Here is a 19,561-nt window from a genome sequence, read left to right as displayed (position 1 = left end):
GTGGCAAAGCTCCTGCACCTGTCCTGCTCGCCCCGCGCCGACTCCGAGTCGAGTGCGGGCGCGCGCGTCTTCCTTGACGGCTTTCGCCAGGCCCGGCCGGACTGGGATGTCGATGTCATGGACATCTGGCGGGAACGCATGCCGGACTTCTCCGGTCCGATCGTCGAGGCCAAGTACGCGCGCATGAACGCGCAAGCCTTCAACGACGCGCAACGCGACAGCTTTGCCGAAGCCGAGCGAATGGCGCTGCGCTTCTCACTTGCCGACCGGGTGCTGATCTCAACGCCGATGTGGAACTTCAGCATTCCCTACAAGCTCAAGCAGTGGTTCGACATCATCGTCCAGCCCGGGCTCACCTTTACGTTCGATCCTTCGCAGGGTTATCTGCCGCTGCTGAAGGACCGGCCGACGCTGGTGATCCTCGCCAGCGGCAGCGATTTCGCCACTGGAATGAACCGCGGCCGCATCGACATGGCGACGCCTTACTTGCGAGAAATCCTGCGCTTCGTCGGCATCAGGAATGTCCGCTTCGTGCCGATTGGGCCAACCACCGGACCGCAGCAGCCGATCGTGGCTGCGCGCGAGAGGTCCGAGCAACGCCTCGCTGCTATGGCGACGAGCTTCTGATGCACCCGCAACGCCTGACCCTTGCATCGGCTTTCGCAAATTATTTCGTTGCGTCTATCCAGATCCCGGGCTGCGAATGCTCGCGGATGTACGTCACCAGGAAATCGGAAAAGACCCTGATCTTGGCGGGCAGTCCCGCGCGATTTTGATAGGCGACGTTCATGGTGAGCAGAGGCAGCTCCCAATCCATCAGGATCGGCACGAGGTGGCCCGCCGCGATGTCGCTCTGAACGATGTAGAGCGGCTGGATGAGAATACCGAGGCCTGCGAGCGCGGCTCCACGGATGACCTGACCGTCATTGCTATCGAGTGTCGGCGTGAGGCGGATCGTCTGCGTTCCATTGCCCTTGCGCAGGCGCAGGGAATACGGGTCGTTCGCAAGGTTGTAGACCAGCATGTTGTGACGCGCGAGATCGGCGGGCTGCTCTGGCAGGTCGTGGCTCGCAAGATATGACGGCGCGGCCGCCAGCACGCGGCGCATCTGGCCGATGCGGCGAACGATGATGTTTGAATCCGGTTCCTGCTCGCGCGTTCGGATCGCCACGTCGATACCTGCCTCGATGAAATCGGGGTAACGGTTGGCGGTGGTGATCTGCATGTTGAGCTTCGGATAACGCGCGCGGAAGGCTGGCAGCATCGGTGCCAGATAGATCACTGCAAAGGAAAGCGAACTCGTGACACGTAGCGTGCCCTGAGGCGACAAGGCGCGATCGCTGACGATGTCCTCGGCTTCCGCCAACTCGCTCAGAACCGGGCCGCACCGCTCGAGCAGTTCCTGCCCTGCCTCCGTCAACCACAAACGACGCGTGTTGCGCTCGATCAGCCGGACGGCGAGACGTTCCTCGAGTGCACTGAGGTGGCGGCTGGCGGCCGCATTCGACATGCGCAGCGCCTCGGCGGCTTTAGAAAGGCTGCCGAGCTCGGCGGTCTTGGAGAACACCTCCAGTTGCAGCAAACGATCCATTGTTCCACTTATAGAAAAAGAGACTTACAATTATTGGCCTTTATTTCCATATCCCGCAAGGCAAAATGGTCTGAAGACAAGCAAGATGCAGGCGAGGAAACAGGGAAATGTCGGGCCCGATCAGGCACATCGTGATGTGGCGGCTGCGCGGGGAGACCCCCGAGGAGCGCTCCGCCGCCCGGGTGAAGGTCAAGACCCTGTTTGAGGGCCTCAAGGGCCGGATCGACGGCCTCACCCACATCGAAGTCGGTCTCGACGTCAGTGAGGTCGACTACGCCTGCGACGTGGTGCTGTTCTCCGAATTTGCCGATCAGGCCGCGCTTACCGCCTATGCCACCCACCCGGAACATCTGCGTGTGCGCGAGGCGTTGGGCGACTTGCGAACCGGGCGCTTCCAGGTCGATTATCCCATCAAAGAGACCGGCGCATGATCGGTTCGTTTACCTTTGAAAACCTGCCTTGCCGCGTCGTGTTCGGCAGCGGAACACTTGCGACCGCCAAGGCCGAGATCGAGCGGCTCGGCGGCAAGCGCGTGCTGGTGCTGACGACGCCGCAGCAGGAGGCGCAAGGCAAGAGGCTCGGTGAGGCCCTCGGCCCGCTCTATGCCGGGCTTTTCCCGGGCGCCACCATGCATACGCCGGTCGACGTCACGGCGCGTGCGCTCACGGCGATGAAGGCTTGCGATGCCGATTGCGTCGTGTCGCTCGGCGGCGGATCGACCACCGGCCTTGGCAAGGCCCTGGCCTTGCGCACCGGCGTCAACCAGCTCTGCATTCCCACCACCTATGCCGGCTCCGAGATGACGCCGATCGTCGGCCAGACCGAGAACGGCCTGAAGACCACGGTACGCGACGTGGCGGTGCTACCGGAGACCGTGATCTACGATGTCGATCTCACTTTGACGCTGCCGACGAGCCTGGCTGCGACCTCCGGCATCAATGCGATCGCGCATGCGGTGGAAGCGCTCTACGCGCGCGACGCCAATCCCGTCACCTCGCTGATGGCCGAGGAAGGCATTCGCGCATTGGGACGCGCCCTGCCCGCTATCGCCGCGAAAGGCGACGACCGCGAGGCCCGCACCGAGGCGCTCTATGGCGCCTGGCTGTGCGGGGTGTGCCTCGGCACCGTTGGCATGGCGCTGCACCACAAGCTCTGCCACACGCTCGGCGGCACATTCGATCTGCCGCACGCCGAGACCCACACCATCGTGCTGCCGCATGCGCTGGCCTACAACGCACCCGCGGTGCCGGACGCGATGACGCGCATCTCGCGCGCGATCGGTACCGCCGATGCCTCGCAGGGGCTCTACGAGCTCGCGAAGCGGCTGGGCGCAAAGCTCGCCCTGCGCGACATCGGGATGCCCGAGAACGGCATCGACAAGGCGGCCGACCTCGCCGTCACCAACGCCTACTGGAATCCGCGCCCGCTCGAACGCAACGCCATCCGTGATCTGATCGCGCGTGCCTGGGCCGGCGAGCCGCCGGGCGCAACCAAAGCGGCGGCGTGAAGCGATGCGGCGCACGCTGATCAAATCCGCCATCGTCATCAGCATGGATGACAGGATTGGCGACCTCCGGACCGGCGATGTGCTGATCGAAGGCAATCGCATCGTTGAGGTGCGCCCATCCATCGACCTCGGCAGCGGCGCGGCCGAAACCGACATCGTAGAGGGAACGGGACGGATCGTCATACCCGGCCTGATCAACGCGCATATGCACACCTGGCAGACCGCGCTGCGCGGCTATGCCGCGAACTGGACGCTGCTCGAATATTTCCGCCGTATGCATGCCGGCCTTGCAACCGTGTTCCGGCCTGAGGACACCTACATCGCGACGCTGGTCGGCGCGCTGAACCAGATCAACTGCGGCACCACCACCCTCGTCGACTGGTGCCATAACAATCCGACACCTGATCATACCGACGCCGCCGTGTGCGGCCTGATCGAAAGCGGCATTCGCGCCGCGTTCTTCCACGGCTCACCAAAGCCTGAGCCTAAGCCGGGCGAGCCCCACTTCTCGGAAGTGCCGCATCCGCGCCACGAAATCGAGCGGCTGCTGGCCGGCCCCCTCGCCGACCGCGACGGCCTCGTCACGCTCGGGCTTGCTATTCTCGGTCCGCATTATTCGACCCTCGACGTCGCCATGCATGATTTTCGCATGGCGCAGGAGCTGAAGCTGATCGCATCGATGCATCAGGGCGGTGGGCCGGCAAAGACGCCGGGCGGCTGGGAGAAGCTGATCGAGGCCGGCCTCGTCGGCGTCGGCGTCAACATCGTTCACGGCAACGGCCTGCCTGACGATCTCCTCGATCGTCTTGTCGAACTCGGCGTGTCCTTCTCGGTGACGCCGGAAAACGAGATGATCCAGGGCCACGGCTTTCCGATCACGGGGCGGCTCCTGAAGCGACGCGCGCGCCCGACTATCGGCATCGATCTGGAATCGGTGTTGGCCGGCGATCTCTTCTCCGCCGCGCGGGTTGCGCTCTCGATGCAGCGGGCGCTGGACAATGCGGACGCGCGCAAGGCCAGCGGCGCCATTCCGGCGACGACAACGATTCCCGCGCGCGAGGCGTTGCGCTGGATCACGACCGAAGGCGCGCGGATGCTCGGCCGCGACCACCAGATCGGCTCGCTGACGCCGGGCAAACTCGCCGACCTCGTCATCATCAATGCCAACGATCTCAACCTCGTCCCGGTGCACGATCCCGTTTCCACCGTCGTGATGCAGACGAGCCTCGCCAATATCGAAGCCGTCATGATCGGTGGCGTCTGGAAGAAACAGAACGGCCGGCTGCTGACCGAGGACCTGGAGCAGAAGAAAGAGTTGCTGGCGCAATCCGGCCAGCGGCTGGTGCAGGACATCGAACGACAGGGACGCGCCGCGTAAAGGCGCAAACGGACAACGACAATGACAGACGCTTCGAAGAATATCGCCTTCATCGGGATCGGCAAAATGGGCCTGCCGATGTCGTTGCTCGTCGCCAAGGCCGGTTACGCCGTGACCGCGTTCGATCAGAGCGCGGCGCGGCTCAACGAGGCGCGCGCGCAAGGCATCGCCATCGCCCCCACGCCGACCGAAGCGGTTGCCGGACGCGCCGCGATCGTCACGTCCCTGCCCGATGATACAGCCTTGCGCGCGGTGATGCTCAGCCCCACCTGTCTCATCGGCGCGATGGCCCCTGGAGCCGTGCTGATCGAGACCAGCACCGTGAGCCCCGAGGCCTCTGCCGAAGTCGACGCCGCGGCGCAGGCGCGCGGCATTTCCTATCTACGCGCCCCTGTCTCCGGCAATGCCAGCATCGTTCACACGGGCTCACTGAGTTGCTTCGTCTCGGGTCCCAAGGACGCGTTCGAAAGCGTAAAGCCGTTGTTCGCCGCCTTCACCCGCGCCCAGACCTATCTCGGCGCTGGCGAGGAAGCCCGCTACGCCAAGCTCTCCGTCAACCTGATGATCGCCGTGTCCGCCGCCATGATGGCCGAGAGCCTTGCGCTGGCGCGCAAGGGCGGTATCGCCTGGCGGGACATTCTGAAGGTGCTCGACGACAGTGCGGTGGCCTCGCCCATGGTGAAGTACAAGACCGCGCCGCTCAGGACGCGCGATTTCGACTCCACCTTCTCCTGCAAGCAGATGGCCAAGGACCTCGATCTCATCCTCGGTGCCGGCCATTCCCTCGGCGTGCCCCTGCAGCTTGCTGCGCAGGTCCGCGAGACCTACGGCTCGCTGGTCGCGCAAGGCGATGGCGACACCGACTTCATCGCGACGGTCAAGCATCTCGAACGGCTATCCGGCCTCGGTGAGCCGAAACTCTGATCAGCGGAGGCGCATATGCGAAACTTCAACGAGAATACGATCACGGACGCGGTGCTCGAGCGGATCGCGGGCGCGACCGATCCCCGGATCAAGCAGGTCAGCGAAGCGTTGGTTCGCCACCTTCATGCTTTCATCCGCGAAGTGCGCCCGAGCCAGAAGGAATGGGAATACGGCATCGACTTCCTGACCCGCACCGGTCACATGTGCGACGACAAGCGCCAGGAGTTCATCCTGCTGTCCGACACGCTCGGCGCCTCCATGCTGGTCGACGCGATCAACCATCCGGTGCCGGAAGGGGCAACTGAGACCACGGTGCTGGGGCCGTTCTTCGTTCAGGCCTCACCCGAGAAGAACAGTGGCGACGACATCTCGGGCCCGATGGAGGGCGACCCGATGCTGGTGACCGGCTCGGTCTCGACCGTTGACGGACGGCCTCTTGCCGGCGCAGTCGTAGACGTCTGGCATTCCGACGATGACGGCTACTATGACGTGCAGCAACTCGACAAGATCGGCGACCTTGCGATGCGCGCGCGCTTCCACACCGACCCGAACGGCCGCTTCCATTTCTGGTCGATCAAGCCTGCGGCCTATCCCATTCCGCACGACGGCCCGGTCGGCGAGATGCTGGAGGTGCAGGGCCGCCATCCCTGGCGGCCTGCTCACGTGCACTTCATGATTTCCGCACCGGGCTTCGAGCAACTGGTGACGCATGTGTTCGTCGCCGGCGACCAGTATCTCGACAGCGACGTGGTGTTCGGCGTCAAGGACAGCCTGATCCGCGAATTTGTGCGCTGCCCGCCCGGCCGTGCGCCGGATGGTCGCATGGTGGACGCGACCTATTTCCACCTCAACTATGATTTCGGTCTGAAGCAGGTTGCGAGCAACGCGCAAGCGGCCTAAGCCGGACACAAACCAAACGGCCGGCAAGAGCCCGCAACAAGAGTCCGCAAGAGGATACAGACGGGGAGATGATGGGACCGCGAGTCAGCATTGCCGCATTGGCCGATCGCCTGTCGAGCATGATCGGCCCACGTGCCAGCGTTGCGCACGGCGTGCTGGATCAGCACGGCCAGAGCGAATCCCACTACCGCAACCTGCCGCCCGATATTGTCGTCTTCCCGGAGACTACGATGGAGGTGGCGGAGATCGTCAAGCTGTGCGCCGGCGCGAACATGCCCATCGTGCCGTTCGGCGCTGGCACCTCGCTTGAGGGCAATGCGGCATCCGTTGCGGGCGGCGTCTGCTTCGACTTCGCGCGCATGAACAAGGTTCTGACGGTGCACGAGAGCGACATGGATGTCGTCGTTCAGCCCGGTATCACCCGAAAGCAGCTCAATGCGGAGCTGCGCGGCACCGGCCTTTTCTTTCCAATCGATCCCGGCGCCGATGCCTCGATCGGCGGCATGACATCGACCAGGGCCTCCGGCACCATGGCGGTGCGCTACGGCACCATGAAGGACAATGTCATGGCGCTTGAGGTCGTGCTGGCCGACGGCCGTGTGATCCGCACATCACAGCGCGCGCGGAAGTCGGCCGCCGGCTACGATCTGACTCGACTGTTCGTCGGGGCGGAAGGCACCCTCGGAATCATCACCGAGATCACGCTGAAACTGCATCCCGTACCGCAAGCAATATCGGCCGCCGTTTGCAGCTTCGACAGCCTGCACGGCGCCGTCGACACCGCGATCTCCGTGATCCAGTCCGCGATTCCTGTGGCGCGCATAGAGCTGCTCGACGACGTCATGATGCGCGGCATCAATGCCTACGCAAAGCTGGGCTATCGCGAAACCCCGACCCTGTTCTTCGAATTCCATGGCTCCGAGACCTCCGTTGCCGAGCAGGCCGAAGCCGCGGAGGCAATTGCCGCCGAGCATAACGGTCATGGCTTTACATGGGCAAAGGCGCCTGAGGATCGCAGCCGGCTCTGGCACGCGCGCGATAACACTCTCTATGCCGGCCTTGGCCTGCGGCCCGGCGCGCGCGCCGTGATCACGGATGTCTGCGTGCCGATCTCACGGCTTGCGGAGTGCCTGACCGAGACGCGGCGGGACGCGGACGAGCATGGCTTTATCGCCCCGATCGTCGGCCATGTCGGCGACGGCAATTTCCACATGCTGATCCTGGTCGATCCCGCCAAGCCGCAGGAGATGGAAGGCGCCAAGGCACTTCAAGCGCGCATGGTCGCCCGCGCCATTGCCATGGACGGCACCTGCACCGGCGAGCACGGCATCGGGCTCGGCAAGATCGACTATCTCGCCGACGAGCTCGGGGAGGCCGTGGACGTCATGCGGTCGATCAAGAGCGCGCTCGACCCGAACGGCCTGATGAATCCCGGAAAGATCTTTGCAAGCGGAGCGCATGCATGAGCACCGCGGCAGTCGCCATCGAACCCTCCCCTGCCCCGCTGCTCGAATTGCGCGGCATCAGCAAGGAGTTTCCCGGCGTCAAGGCGCTGGACGACGTGTCCTTTGCCGTGTTTCCCGGCGAGGTCCACATGCTGTTAGGGGAGAACGGCGCCGGCAAGTCGAGCCTGATGAAGGTGCTGTTCGGCGCTTACCGCGCCGATGCCGGCGAATTCTACTACAAGGGTGAGAAGGTCGCGATCACCTCGACCGCGGATGCGCAGAAACTCGGCATTGCCGTGATCTTCCAGGAATTCTCGCTCGTCCCCCATCTCGACATCGCGCAGAACATCTTCCTCGGCCGCGAGCCGATGGGCCGAATTCCCGGCACGATCGACCGCCGCAAGATCCTGGCCGACGCCAGGCGCGTGCTCGACATGATCGGCTTCGACATCGATCCTTCCACCACCGTCGACAAGCTCGGCGTCGCCCAGCAGCAGATGGTGGAGATCGCAAAAGCGATCAGCCAGAACGCGCGCATCCTGGTGATGGACGAGCCGACGGCCGCGCTGTCCGACCGCGAGACCGAGCTGCTGTTCGCGCTGATCGCGCGGCTGAAGGCCGACGGCACTTCCATCGTCTATATCTCGCACCGCATGGCGGAAGTATTCGCGCTCGGCGACCGCATCACCGTGCTGCGCGACGGCCGCCGCATCGACGGCGTCCGTCCCGCCGACGTCACCCCGGACCAGCTCGTCCGCATGATGGTCGGGCGCAATGTCGACATGACCTATCCGCGCAATTTTGCCGACAAGCCCGGAGAGGTGCTGCTCGAGGTCAAGGGACTGGCGACGTCCACCGGCATTTCGGATATCAACATCGAGGTGCGCCGGGGCGAGATCGTCGGCTTGTGCGGGCTGGTCGGCTCGGGACGCAGCGAGGTCGCGCGCGCCATTTTCGGCGCCGATCCCATAACCTCCGGCGAGATCGTTTTCGACGGCAAGCCCATCATCGGGGAGCCCGATGTCGCGGCGCGCCGGGGTATCGCGCTGATCCCGGAGAGCCGCAAGAGCGAGGGACTCGCGCTGCTGCGCTCGGTCGGCGACAATCTCGTGGTCTCGGCACTGCGAAAGCTGTTCCCGCGCGGCCTGTTCGACCAGCGCCGCGCGCAGCGCACGTCTGACGGCCTGATCCGGCAGCTTAGGATCGCCACTCCGAGCGCGCGGCAGACCGTCGGCCTGCTCTCCGGAGGCAACCAGCAGAAGGTCGTGATCGGCAAATGGCTGGCTGCTGGTTCAAAACTCTTCATTTTCGACGAGCCTACACGTGGCATCGACATCGGCGCCAAGTCCGAGATCTTTGCCCTGATCGACCGTTTGGTCGCCGAAGGCGCCGCCGCGTTGATGATCTCGTCCGAGCAGGTCGAGATCTGCCATGTCTGCGACCGCGCCTACGTGATGCGCGAGGGCCGCATTGCCGGACATCTGACGCGCAGCGATCTGACCGAGGAGAACATCGTGCGACTGGGGATGCATCATGCGTGAGGCCGCGGTCGTTTCACAGCCCAATCCGCTGCAACGCATTCCCGGCGTTGCCATCGTGCTGGTGCTGCTGATCGCGCTGTTCGGCGCGATCGCACCCGGATTTCTCTCGGTTGCCAACCTCTCCAACGTGCTGGTGCAGTCGACCATCCTGACCATGCTGGCACTGCCGATGACGCTGATCATCATGACCGAGGGGCTCGACCTGTCGATGGGTGCGGTGCTGACGTTGACCTCGCTGTGCGTCGCCATCGTATCGCTTGCGACCCAGTCGATGCTGCTGGGCCTCGGCGCCGGCCTGCTGGTCGGTGCGGCCTTCGGCACCGTCAACGGCTGGCTGGTGGCAATCCTCGGCATCCCACCATTCGTCGCGACGCTGGGCACGCTCGGCATGGCGCAGGGCCTGTCCCTGATCGTCAGCGACGGCCAGAGCGTGGTCGGCATTCCTCACAGCGTGCGCGACATCTACTCGGCAACGCTCCTGGGCGTGCCTGTCCCGATCGTGATGGCGCTGGTGACCTACGCGGGATTTCACACGCTGCTCTATCACACCCGGTTCGGCACCTACATCTTCGCGCTCGGCGGCAACCGCGAGGCACTGCGCTATGCCGGCCTTTCGCCGAACCGGCTCCTGATCGCGGTCTATGCGATCGGCGGGGCCATGGCCGGCATCGCCGGCCTGCTGATGACCGCGCGAATGAATTCCGGCCATCCGACCGCGGGCCTTGGCCTCGAGTTCGACGCGATCGCGGCGGTCGCAGTCGGCGGCACCTCATTCGAGCGCGGCAATGGCTGGCTGCTCGGCACCCTGCTCGGCGTCATTTCGGTCGGCGTGTTGCGCAATGGACTCAATCTGATCTCGCTGCCCTCCTCGGTGCAGGTCGCAAGCGTCGGCGTCCTCGTTATCATCGCACTGTTCCTGGATGGGCTTCGGAGCCGCGCATGACCGACATTACCAAAGACGCCATCGCGCCGCCCCGCTCCTTCCTGTCGCAGGACGCGATCCAGGTGTTCTATCGCCTGCTCGCCGCGCTCCTGATCTGCGCGGTGCTGGCGGTGCTGAGCGATTCCTTCCTCAGCCTCGGCAACATCCTCAACGTGCTGCGGCAGGCGAGCCTGACTTTCTTCATCGCCTCAGGGTTGACCCTCGTGGTCTTGACCGCGGGCCTCGATCTCTCCGTCGGCGCCAATGTCGCGCTGTCGGCCTGTATCGCCGGGACCGTGATCCACAAGACCGGCTCGCCGGCACTCGGCATCCTCACCGGGCTTGCCTGCGGCGGCATCGTCGGGCTGCTCAACGGCGTGATGGTCACCGCGCTGCGCATCCCCTCCTTCATCGCCACCTATGGCATGCTCTGGGTGCTGAACGGCCTGACCTACTGGTACATGGCGGGCGAGACCCTTCACGGCTTTCCGGCCGGATTCCGCCAGATCGGCAGCGGTTATCTGTTCGGCCTCCCCATTCCGGTCTATCTGCTGCTGGTGTTCCTCGGCATCGGAACGCTGTTTGCCCAGCGGACGATCTGGGGCCAGGAGATCTATGCGATCGGCGCCAACCCGGTCGCGGCACGGCTGTCCGGCATTCCGGTCGCGCGCCGCCTGCTGCTGGTCTACGCCGTCTCCGGCACGATGGCGGGACTCGCGTCGATCATCTTCCTGTCGCGGCTCAATTCGGCGGAGGCCGACATCGGTGAAAGCCTGACGCTGCCGGCAATCGCGGCCGTGCTGATCGGCGGCACCTCGCTGTTCGGCGGTGTCGGCACCGTGTTCGGCACCTTCATCGGCGCGTTGATCCTGACGCTGGTGCTGAACGGCATGAACCTTTTGGCAGTCAGTGCAAACTGGCAACCGCTCGTGACCGGCATCATCGTCATTCTCGCGGTCTGGCTCGATATGAAGACCCGGCGCCGCGCGCAATGAGTTTCTTGAAAGATCAACAAGCAGAACGAGGGATGGAGGCAACATGAGACTGAGTTACCTGGCGCTGCCGCTGCTGATGGCCGCTGCGTTCACCACACAAGCGCGCGCAGACGGCGAGACCATCGCCGTCTTTACCAAGAACCAGACCAACCCGTTCTTCCAGACGGTGCGAGTCGGCGCCGATAACATGGCAAAGACGCTCAACGCCAAGACGCTGCAATACATCCCGACCAAGCCGGATTCGATCCCCGAGCAGCTCAGCCAGATCGAGGACGTCGTGGTGAAGAAGCCGAGCGCCATCGTCTTTACGCCGGTCGATTACAAGGCGATGGTGCCGGGCGTCGAGAAGATCAACGAGGCGAAGATCCCCGTGGTCAACATCACCGACCGCTCCGCCGGCGGCAAGTTCATCTCCTTCGTCGGTGCCGACGATTACAGCCTAGGGCTGGAGACCGCTCGGTTCATGCTCAAGACATTGGGCGGCAAGGGCAACATCGTCATCATCGAGGGCGTCAAGGGCTCGCTGACCAATGTCGACCGCGTCCGCGGCTTCAACGACGCGCTGAAGGAGAACAGCGGCGCAAAGCTCCTGGCCTCGCAGCCCGGCAACTACCAGCGGCTCCAGGCGCTCCAGGTGATGGAGAATTTGATGCAGTCGAATGCGCAGATCGATGGGGTGCTCGCCGCCAACGACGCCATGGCGGTCGGCGCGATCGAGGCGCTCGACGGTGCCAACCGCGAGGCGCAGGTGATCGGCATCAACGGCACCAAGGAGGCGATCGATGCGATCAAGTCGGGCAAGCTGCTCGCAAGCGGCGATTACAACGGATTTGCGCAAGGGTGCCTCGGCACCATGATGGCGATCCGCAGCTTGCGCAACCAGCCGGTCATCAACGAGATCGTGCTGAAGCCGACTGTGATCACCAAGGACAATTACCAGCCGTTCGACGTTCCGCTGGAGCAGCGGACTTGCCCGACCTTCGAGGACGCCGGCAAGCTCGGCAGCAAATAGGCACGCCACGCAAGACAAACCCGGACGGCCGCCCTTGCGGCCGTCCCCGAGAAACGGAGACACCATGCTGTTTGCCATTCACGCGCTCGACCGCGCCGGCGCGCTCTCGACGCGGCTTGCCAATTACGACGCCCACAAAGCCTTCCTGAGCGACACCTCGCGCTTTGGCGTCAAGATCGTGATGTCCGGCCCACTCGTCTCAGATGACGGCGCCACAATGATCGGCAGCCTGTTCCTGATCGAGTCCCCTGGCCGCGCGGAGGTCGAAGCCTTCAACCGTGCAGATCCCTTTGCCGCAGCCGGGATCTGGGAAAAGGTCACGATCACGGGCTTTCTGCGCCGCCAGGGTTGAAGGCGGCGCAGCACGCACATGCGCCGACCGAACGCGGTTGATGTTCGATTCAGACGATATCCGTGACACTGCCCGCCGGTTGCTGGATTAAAAGACGCGAAAACAACCCCATGCACAGTAGGGATACCCTTGTTTCTAAAGCCAAATCCACACCGCTTCTCAAGCCAAATCCACGTCGCGCGTGGCTTTGACTCATCGGGCAAAACAGGAGCACAATGCCATCATCAGCCCGACTGTCCCGCCCCCGCGTCAACCCAGATCTGCTCTCCCGTGACCCGGACCGGATAGAGCCGCAGCGGCGGACTTGACCGGCCTGAAGAGATGCATCCGTCGCGCAAGTCGAACGATGTTGCGTGACGGGGACAAAACAGCCGGCCCGCCACCACCTATACAGGACCGAGATCCGCCTGTTCGTGCGAGCACGCGCGTTCGCCGGCGGCACCATGCCTCCCGTCTTGTTCGCATCGTCCCGCCCCTAACAGCCGCCCGAGTCGGACCGCGACCTGCAAGCCATTGATCTCTTTGGCGCAATCGACGGCTTTGCGGCATGCGGTCGCACCACGCGCGCTTGCAAGTTCTAACAACCCTTAAGCATCTCTAACGAGCTTCGGGACAGGATCAGCCATATCGTTTGACCATCGAGGTGCTGCATTCGGCAGTCCGGCATTCGGCTCGGCCGCAGCGGCACTCAGGAAATGGAACGAACGATGCTCACGCATATGCAAACGGCCGGCGCCTGGTTCAGCCATGACACCTGCCAGCCCGAAACGGACTTCCCCCAACCGACGCGTGGCTTTCCTCACGAGCGAAAGTGGCGCCAGCCGGAGCAAAGCGGGATGGCCGCCGAAGACATCACGATCTCGCGCTGGACCTGCGCGCAGCCTGTCGCAAGGCGCGAAGAGGCGACGACGCCACCAGACCGGTATTTCATATCGATCGCGTTGAAGACGACCCGCCTCAAGCTGACCAGGGGCAATCAGAGCATTTTCGACGGCATCATGCCGGCGGGCTCGCTTTATGTCGCCGGGCCATCGGAGCAACTCAGCGCGCAGTTCGATGCTCCCTGCGATTTCCTGCACTTCCACATCTGCATCAGTTGCTTTCCATCCGTCCAGTCCGGAATGGACGCTGCGCCCCGCGAAGACCTCAACGACCTCGTGCTGTTGCGCGACCCGTTCGCCGCGCAGCTCGCAAAGGCGCTGACCGAACACGGCAACTCGACCGACCAGGAATTCGCGCGCTGCGTCGGCCAGACGCTGGCGCTGCATGTTGCCCGGCATGAACTGCCACGCGCGAAGGTCAATGCCTTGCCGAAATGGCGGCTACGACGGGTCGAGGAATATGTCAGGACGCACTACGGCGATTGTATCAGCCTGTCCGATCTTGCCCGGGTCGCGGGGCTGTCGCGCATGCACTTTGCAGCACAGTTTCGTGCGGCGACGGGATACCGGCCGCGCGAGTACCTCCTGCACCAGCGCGTCGAGCATGCGAAATCATTGTTGTCGACTTCCAGGATGCCTCTGGCCGAAGTCGCGCTGGCCGTCGGCTTCTGCACGCAGGCGCATTTTTCGACCGTCTTCAAGCGCATCACGGGCGATACGCCCGCACGCTGGCGATGTGCCAGGCGGAACGAACCGTCTTCGATCGCGGCGTTCGGCGGTAATCCGGCTCCGATGCGCGCCTATTTGTCTCGTACCGCCGCAAGGGGCCGGCGTGAATCATGCGAAATGAGAAACTTCCTCGGTTCGTGAAATATTTTGTCCGCCGGATCGGCGATGCTGCAAGTGTGAGTGACTAAGACCCCCACCAGTCACGGCTCGAGCCTCTCCTCCCAGGCCTGCGAGCCTCAGGGCCGTCCTTCCCCAAAGCACGGCCCCTTTTTTTGCCGCCGCACGGCCGGCATCGCTGGTCTTCAATCCCGCTTCAGCCCGATCGACTTGATGATGGGAGCCAGTCGCTTCAGTTCGTCCTCCACCAATCGCTGAAATTTGTCCGGGCTGGAATCGGCATCCGGCTCCATGCCTTGCGAACGGTAGGTTTCCTGCAGCGCAGGATCGGCCATCGCGGTACGGGTCGTTGCGGATAGGCGGTTCACGATCTCATCCGGGGTTGCCTTCGGCGCAAACAAGCCGAACCATCCGGCATAGCTGAGGTCCGGCATGCCAGCCTCGGTGACGGTTGGAATTTCCGGCGCGCCGCTCAAGCGGTTGCGGCTCGTCACGGCGAGCATGCGCAGCTTGCCGGCGCGGTGCAATTGCACGAGGTTGCTCGATACGACGGCGATCATCGCCGGGATCTCGCCGCTGACGAGGTCATTGGTCGCGGCCGCCATGCCGCGGTAGGGAATGTGGACGATATCGGCTTCGGTGCCCGATTGTCGCCTGAACATCTCGCCGACGAGATGATTGCCGGTGCCGACGCCTGGCGTGCCATAGGAAATCTTGCCGGGATTGTTCTTCACGTAAGCGGCCAGCTCTTGCATATCCCCGACCGGGAGCGAGGGATTCACGACGAAGGCGAGCGTGCTGGTGATCAGGCGATAGACGGCCCGGAAATCGCGGATCGGATCGTAGGCCGTGCGCGCCGAGGACAACGGAATCATCACTTGCGTGCTGCCGTTGCCGAGCAGCAGCGAATAGCCGTCAGGCGCACTCTGGGCCACTACGGCGGAGCCGACTGCCCCGCCGGCGCCGCCCAGGTTCTCGACATAGATCGGCCCAAGCAGCGAGGCCATCCTGTCGGCCCAAGCCCGGCCGATCTGATCACCGGCGGCACCCGCCGCATACGGGATCACCAGCCGGATCGGGCGAGAAGGATAGTCATTGGCAGTTGCACCGCCAGGCCATGCGGTCAGCGCGGCAACAGACGCGGCCATTTCGAGGACTTCCCGCCGTGAAAGGTTCATTGCGCGCACAAGTCAGGGATCTGCACCGTGGTTTTACAGCAGCGGAGCACGAGGAGATACCGCTCAAGGGCCGAGCTGCCATCTCCATATTGCTTCAAAGGCTCAGCGCTTCACCACGAGGAGAATAAAGGCCCCAAGGATTGAAATTCCATCATGCGTACACGCCGTACGGCGCGCATGCCACCACGCCGGCGACCACGCAGTTCAAGGACGCCGCGCAGTTCTAAGCCTGCGGCAGTGCGTCGAGATGGCATGCCACCCACTGGTCATTCCCACTGGAACGAAGTTGCGGCTCCTCTGTCCGACAGCGATCGAAGACGTATGGACAACGGGTGTGGAAACGGCATCCGCTCGGCGGGTTGATCGGGCTTGGCACGTCACCGCCAAGGATAATGGGATTGCGCTGGGCACCAGGCTCGGGCACCGGCACCGCGGAGAGCAGCGCCTTGGTATAGGGATGTCGCGGCGCCGCAAAGATCTCCCGGCGCGGCGCCACCTCGACGATCTTGCCGAGATACATCACCGCGACGCGATGGGTCATGTGCTCGACAATCGCAAGATCATGGCTGATGAACAGCAGCGCAAGACCGAACTTGTTCTGGAGATCCTGCAACAAATTGACAATCTGCGCCTTGACCGAAACGTCGAGCGCCGAGACCGCCTCGTCGCAGACGATCAGCTCGGGCTCGGCGGCAAGCGCCCGTGCGATGCCGATGCGCTGACGCTGGCCGCCCGAGAACTCGTGCGGCCTGCGGCTCAGCGCCTCGCGCGGCAGGCGCACAATGTCCATCAGGTCCGTGACACGCACCTCGAGATCGGCTGCGGACTTCGCGAGGCCGAAATTGCGGATCGGCTCGGCCAGGATGTCGCGCACGCGCATCCGGGGATTGAGGCTCGAGAACGGATCCTGGAACACCACCTGAACGCGGCGGCGCATCTGCCGCATCGTGCTCGGCGCGGCGTCGTCGATACGCTGGCCATCGAGGATCACCTGGCCCGAGGTGATGTCGAACAGCCGCAGGATGGCACGGCCGACCGTTGACTTGCCGCAGCCGGACTCCCCGACCAGCGACAGCGTCTCGCCGCGCGCGATCTCAAAGGATACGCCGTCCACCGCGTAGACCCATTCGGACCTGCGGCCGAACAGGCCGGTCTTGACCGGAAAATGCTTCTTGAGGTCGTTGACCTGGAGCAGCGGGGGACTCATGCCGCGGCGGCTCCCTTGATGGCGTAGTGGCAGGCGGCAACGTGGCGAGGCCCCTTCTCCTCGAGCCCCGGCGCATATTGGCGGCACAGATCGGTCGCGAGCGAACAACGCCCGGCAAAGACGCAGCCGGTGATCGGCTTCCTGAGATCGGGCACCTGCCCGGGAATCTCGGCCAGCCGCCGCGCGGTGCCGGTCAGCGAGGAACCGAGCCGCGGCACCGCGCCGAGCAAACCCTGCGTATAGGGATGGCGCGGCGAACGGAACAATTCTGCGACCGGCGCCTCCTCGACCTTGCGGCCGGCATACATCACCATGACACGTTCGGCGATCTCGGCGACAACGCCGAGATCGTGCGTGATCAGGATGATCGCCGCGCCGACCCGGCGCTTGAGGTCCAACATCAGCTTGAGGATCTGCGCCTGGATGGTCACGTCGAGCGCGGTGGTCGGCTCGTCCGCAATCAGCAGTTTTGGATTGCAGGCAAGCGCAATCGCGATCATCACGCGCTGGCGCATGCCGCCGGAAAGCTGATGCGGATATTCGCGCACGCGCCGCTTCGGCTCGGGGATGCCGACCAGAATCAGTATTTCGATGGCGCGTGCCTCTGCGGCCTGCTTGTCCAGGCCTTGATGGATCATCAGTGTCTCGCGGATCTGACGGCCGACGGTCAGGACCGGATTGAGGCTCGTCATCGGCTCCTGAAAGATCATCGAAATGTCGTTGCCGCGGATCGCGCGCATCTCGCGTTCGGACAGTTGCAGCAAGTCCCTGCCCAAGAAACGGACGGCGCCTGCGATCTTGCCAGGCGGCTCGGGGATCAGCCGCATCAGCGACATCGATGTCACCGACTTGCCGCAGCCGGACTCGCCGACGATCGCCAGCGTCTCGCCCTCGTTGACATGGAAGGACACGCCGTCGACCGCGCGGTTGATGCCCCCCGGCGTGCGAAAGTGGGTTTGCAGATTGTCGACTTCGAGCAGTGCCATCGCGATCAGTCCCTCGGCACTAGAGGCTCTTGGCCATGCGCGGATCGAGCGCATCGCGAAGACCATCGCCGAGCAAATTCACGGCGAGCACGGTGACCGACAGGAAGGCTGCCGGGAAGAACACGATGTAGGGCTTGACCTGCCACAGCGCGCGGCCTTCGGCCATGATGTTGCCCCAGGACGGGATGGTCGGCGGCGTGCCGGCACCGATGAAGGACAGGATCGCCTCCGTGATCATGGCGCTGGCGCAGATATAGGTCGCCTGCACCAGCATGGGCGCAACCGTGTTAGGCAGGATATGGCGCAGGATGATCATCGGCGTACGCGTGCCGCAGGCCACCGCCGCGTCCACATAGGGCTGCTCGCGCAGCGACAGCACCACGCTGCGCACGAGGCGCGAGACGCGCGGGATCTCGGCGATGGTGATCGCCAGGATGACATTGCCTACGCTGCCGCGCGTCAACGCCATCAGCGCGATCGCCAGCAGGATCGGCGGGATCGACATCAATCCGTCCATGAACCGCATCAGGATTCCGTCGGCCCAGCGGATGAAGCCGGAGACGATACCGATGGCAAGACCCGCCGCGGACGCGAATATCGCGACCGACAGGCCGACCGTGAGCGAGACCCGCGCGCCGAAGAGCACGCGGGAATAGATGTCGCGGCCGAGCACGTCGGAGCCGAACCAGAAATCCGCCGACGGCGCGCGGGTGCGCTTGGCGGGCGCGAGCGCGGTCGGATCGACTGTTCCGAGATAGGGCGCGAAGACTGCGATCAGGACGAGCGTCAGCAGCAGCGCGCCGCCGATCGCAACCGTCGGATGGCCCCGCAGCAACCCTACCAGGCCACGACGGATGACGACCGGCCGAAAGATCTCGGGCAGTTGCGGCGCGACGACGAAGCCGGCCGGAAGCGATTGCGGGTTGACGGTCGTATCGGTCAATAGCGGATCCTCGGGTCAACGAGCGTATAGATGACGTCGATCATCAGATTGACGAGAACGTAGACGAAGCTGAACAGCAGCACGATGCCCTGAATCACAGGATAATCGCGGCGCAGGATCGCATCGATCGTGAGCCGGCCAAGACCGGGAATCGCGAACACGCTTTCGGTCACCACCGCGCCGCCGATCAGGAGCGCGATGCCGATCCCGATCACCGTGACGATCGGCACCGCCGCGTTCTTCAGCGCGTGGACGAACAGGATGCCGCCCTGCCCGAGGCCCTTGGCGCGTGCGGTGCGGATATAGTCCTGTTGAAGCACTTCGAGCATGGTGGCGCGGGTGATCCGCGCGATCAGCGCGATGTAGACGCAACCGAGCGCGATCGCCGGCAGGATCAGGTTCTCGAGCCACGGCCAGAAGCCTTGCGCGAGCGGCGTATAGCCCTGCACCGGAAGCCATTCCAGTTCGAGCGCGAAGATGTAGGCGAGCATGTAACCGACCACGAAGACGGGCAGCGAGAAGCCGAACACGGCAAAGCCCATGATGACACGGTCGATCAGGCTGCCGGCCTTCCACGCCGCCACGACGCCGAGCGGCACCGCGACCACGATCGTGAGCAGAAGCGTGACCATCATCAGCGACAGCGTCGGTCCAAGACGCTGCCCGATCATCGTCGAGACCGGCAGGTTGGTGAAGATCGAGGTGCCGAGATCGCCGTGCAGGATGCGCCAGACCCAGCTTCCGAACTGGATCAGGAAGGGCCGGTCGAGGCCGAGGCTCTGGCGAATGCGCTCCACATCCTCCGGGCTCGCCTGATCGCCCGCGATCACCACGGCCGGATCACCCGGCGCGATGTAGAGCAGGCTGAACACGAACAACGCGACGATTGCCATCACTGGCAAGGTCGAGACGATGCGCCGGAGGATGTAAGAGAGCATCTGGCTTCAGCGCGC

Annotated in this window: 19 protein-coding genes; 13 read left to right on the top strand and 6 right to left on the bottom strand. The window is 64.1% G+C overall.

Features of this window, described 5'->3' with window-relative positions; genetic code table 11:
• Positions 1-627 (top strand): NAD(P)H-dependent oxidoreductase, encoded by a 627-nt coding sequence (locus tag GWG65_RS06220; protein WP_275194525.1) that lies wholly within the window; start codon positions 1-3, stop codon positions 625-627.
• 40 nt (positions 628-667) lie between these two features.
• On the opposite strand, the gene GWG65_RS06215 is transcribed toward GWG65_RS06220, so the two are convergent.
• Positions 668-1,591 (bottom strand): LysR family transcriptional regulator, encoded by a 924-nt coding sequence (locus GWG65_RS06215; RefSeq protein ID WP_275194524.1) that lies wholly within the window; start codon positions 1,589-1,591, stop codon positions 668-670.
• A gap of 107 nt (positions 1,592-1,698) precedes the next feature.
• On the opposite strand from GWG65_RS06215, the gene GWG65_RS06210 reads away from it, so the two are divergent.
• The 12 genes from GWG65_RS06210 to GWG65_RS06155 all read left to right on the top strand — a co-directional run bounded on the left by GWG65_RS06210 (position 1,699) and on the right by GWG65_RS06155 (position 14,318).
• On the top strand, positions 1,699-2,022 hold the full coding sequence (locus GWG65_RS06210) for a Dabb family protein (RefSeq protein WP_275194523.1): 324 nt from the start codon (positions 1,699-1,701) through the stop codon (positions 2,020-2,022).
• Positions 2,019-3,098, top strand: coding sequence for a maleylacetate reductase (locus tag GWG65_RS06205; RefSeq protein ID WP_275194522.1), 1,080 nt, complete (start codon positions 2,019-2,021; stop codon positions 3,096-3,098). Before GWG65_RS06210 ends, GWG65_RS06205 begins: the two co-directional genes overlap by 4 nt.
• A 4-nt stretch (positions 3,099-3,102) precedes the next feature.
• Positions 3,103-4,476: an amidohydrolase family protein gene (locus GWG65_RS06200; protein ID WP_275194521.1), complete on the top strand. Its 1,374-nt coding sequence runs from the start codon at positions 3,103-3,105 to the stop codon at positions 4,474-4,476.
• Between the two features lie 21 nt (positions 4,477-4,497).
• The gene (locus GWG65_RS06195; protein ID WP_275194520.1) at positions 4,498-5,400 is read left to right on the top strand and encodes an NAD(P)-dependent oxidoreductase; all 903 of its coding nucleotides are present in this window, start codon (positions 4,498-4,500) and stop codon (positions 5,398-5,400) included.
• Positions 5,401-5,415: 15 nt separating this feature from the next.
• Positions 5,416-6,300, top strand: coding sequence for an intradiol ring-cleavage dioxygenase (locus GWG65_RS06190; protein WP_275194519.1), 885 nt, complete (start codon positions 5,416-5,418; stop codon positions 6,298-6,300).
• Positions 6,301-6,371: 71 nt separating this feature from the next.
• Positions 6,372-7,766 carry an FAD-linked oxidase C-terminal domain-containing protein gene (locus GWG65_RS06185; protein WP_275194553.1) on the top strand — a complete coding sequence of 465 codons (1,395 nt, stop codon included), beginning with the start codon at positions 6,372-6,374 and terminating at the stop codon, positions 7,764-7,766.
• On the top strand, positions 7,763-9,286 hold the full coding sequence (locus GWG65_RS06180; protein ID WP_275194518.1) for a sugar ABC transporter ATP-binding protein: 1,524 nt from the start codon (positions 7,763-7,765) through the stop codon (positions 9,284-9,286). Before GWG65_RS06185 ends, GWG65_RS06180 begins: the two co-directional genes overlap by 4 nt.
• Entirely contained in the window at positions 9,279-10,229 is a 951-nt protein-coding gene (locus tag GWG65_RS06175; protein WP_275194517.1) for an ABC transporter permease, read from the top strand. The genes GWG65_RS06180 and GWG65_RS06175 overlap by 8 nt, the downstream gene beginning before the upstream one ends.
• On the top strand, positions 10,226-11,203 hold the full coding sequence (locus GWG65_RS06170; RefSeq protein ID WP_247390256.1) for an ABC transporter permease: 978 nt from the start codon (positions 10,226-10,228) through the stop codon (positions 11,201-11,203). The genes GWG65_RS06175 and GWG65_RS06170 overlap by 4 nt, the downstream gene beginning before the upstream one ends.
• A gap of 43 nt (positions 11,204-11,246) precedes the next feature.
• Entirely contained in the window at positions 11,247-12,215 is a 969-nt protein-coding gene (locus tag GWG65_RS06165) for a sugar ABC transporter substrate-binding protein (RefSeq protein WP_275194516.1), read from the top strand.
• Positions 12,216-12,279: 64 nt separating this feature from the next.
• Positions 12,280-12,567, top strand: coding sequence for a YciI family protein (locus GWG65_RS06160; RefSeq protein WP_275194515.1), 288 nt, complete (start codon positions 12,280-12,282; stop codon positions 12,565-12,567).
• A 707-nt stretch (positions 12,568-13,274) separates the two neighbouring features.
• Positions 13,275-14,318 carry an AraC family transcriptional regulator gene (locus GWG65_RS06155; RefSeq protein WP_275194514.1) on the top strand — a complete coding sequence of 348 codons (1,044 nt, stop codon included), beginning with the start codon at positions 13,275-13,277 and terminating at the stop codon, positions 14,316-14,318.
• Between the two features lie 161 nt (positions 14,319-14,479).
• On the opposite strand, the gene GWG65_RS06150 is transcribed toward GWG65_RS06155, so the two are convergent.
• The 5 genes from GWG65_RS06150 to GWG65_RS06130 all read right to left on the bottom strand — a co-directional run bounded on the left by GWG65_RS06150 (position 14,480) and on the right by GWG65_RS06130 (position 19,546).
• Complete coding sequence (locus tag GWG65_RS06150; RefSeq protein ID WP_275194513.1) at positions 14,480-15,442, bottom strand: tripartite tricarboxylate transporter substrate binding protein; 963 nt, start codon at positions 15,440-15,442, stop codon at positions 14,480-14,482.
• Between the two features lie 253 nt (positions 15,443-15,695).
• Positions 15,696-16,679, bottom strand: a complete 984-nt coding sequence (locus GWG65_RS06145; RefSeq protein ID WP_275194512.1) for an oligopeptide/dipeptide ABC transporter ATP-binding protein — start codon at positions 16,677-16,679, stop codon at positions 15,696-15,698.
• Complete coding sequence (locus tag GWG65_RS06140) at positions 16,676-17,665, bottom strand: ABC transporter ATP-binding protein (protein ID WP_275194511.1); 990 nt, start codon at positions 17,663-17,665, stop codon at positions 16,676-16,678. The genes GWG65_RS06145 and GWG65_RS06140 overlap by 4 nt, the downstream gene beginning before the upstream one ends.
• 19 nt (positions 17,666-17,684) lie before the next feature.
• On the bottom strand, positions 17,685-18,608 hold the full coding sequence (locus tag GWG65_RS06135) for an ABC transporter permease (RefSeq protein ID WP_275194510.1): 924 nt from the start codon (positions 18,606-18,608) through the stop codon (positions 17,685-17,687).
• On the bottom strand, positions 18,605-19,546 hold the full coding sequence (locus GWG65_RS06130) for an ABC transporter permease (protein WP_275194509.1): 942 nt from the start codon (positions 19,544-19,546) through the stop codon (positions 18,605-18,607). The genes GWG65_RS06135 and GWG65_RS06130 overlap by 4 nt, the downstream gene beginning before the upstream one ends.
• Positions 19,547-19,561: the final 15 nt, after the last annotated feature.

Source organism: Bradyrhizobium sp. CSA207 (assembly GCF_029051685.1).
Taxonomy (GTDB): Bacteria; Pseudomonadota; Alphaproteobacteria; order Rhizobiales; family Xanthobacteraceae; genus Bradyrhizobium.
The sequence above is the reverse complement of the archived record's forward strand: the minus strand, read 5'-3'. Positions and strand labels throughout refer to the sequence as shown.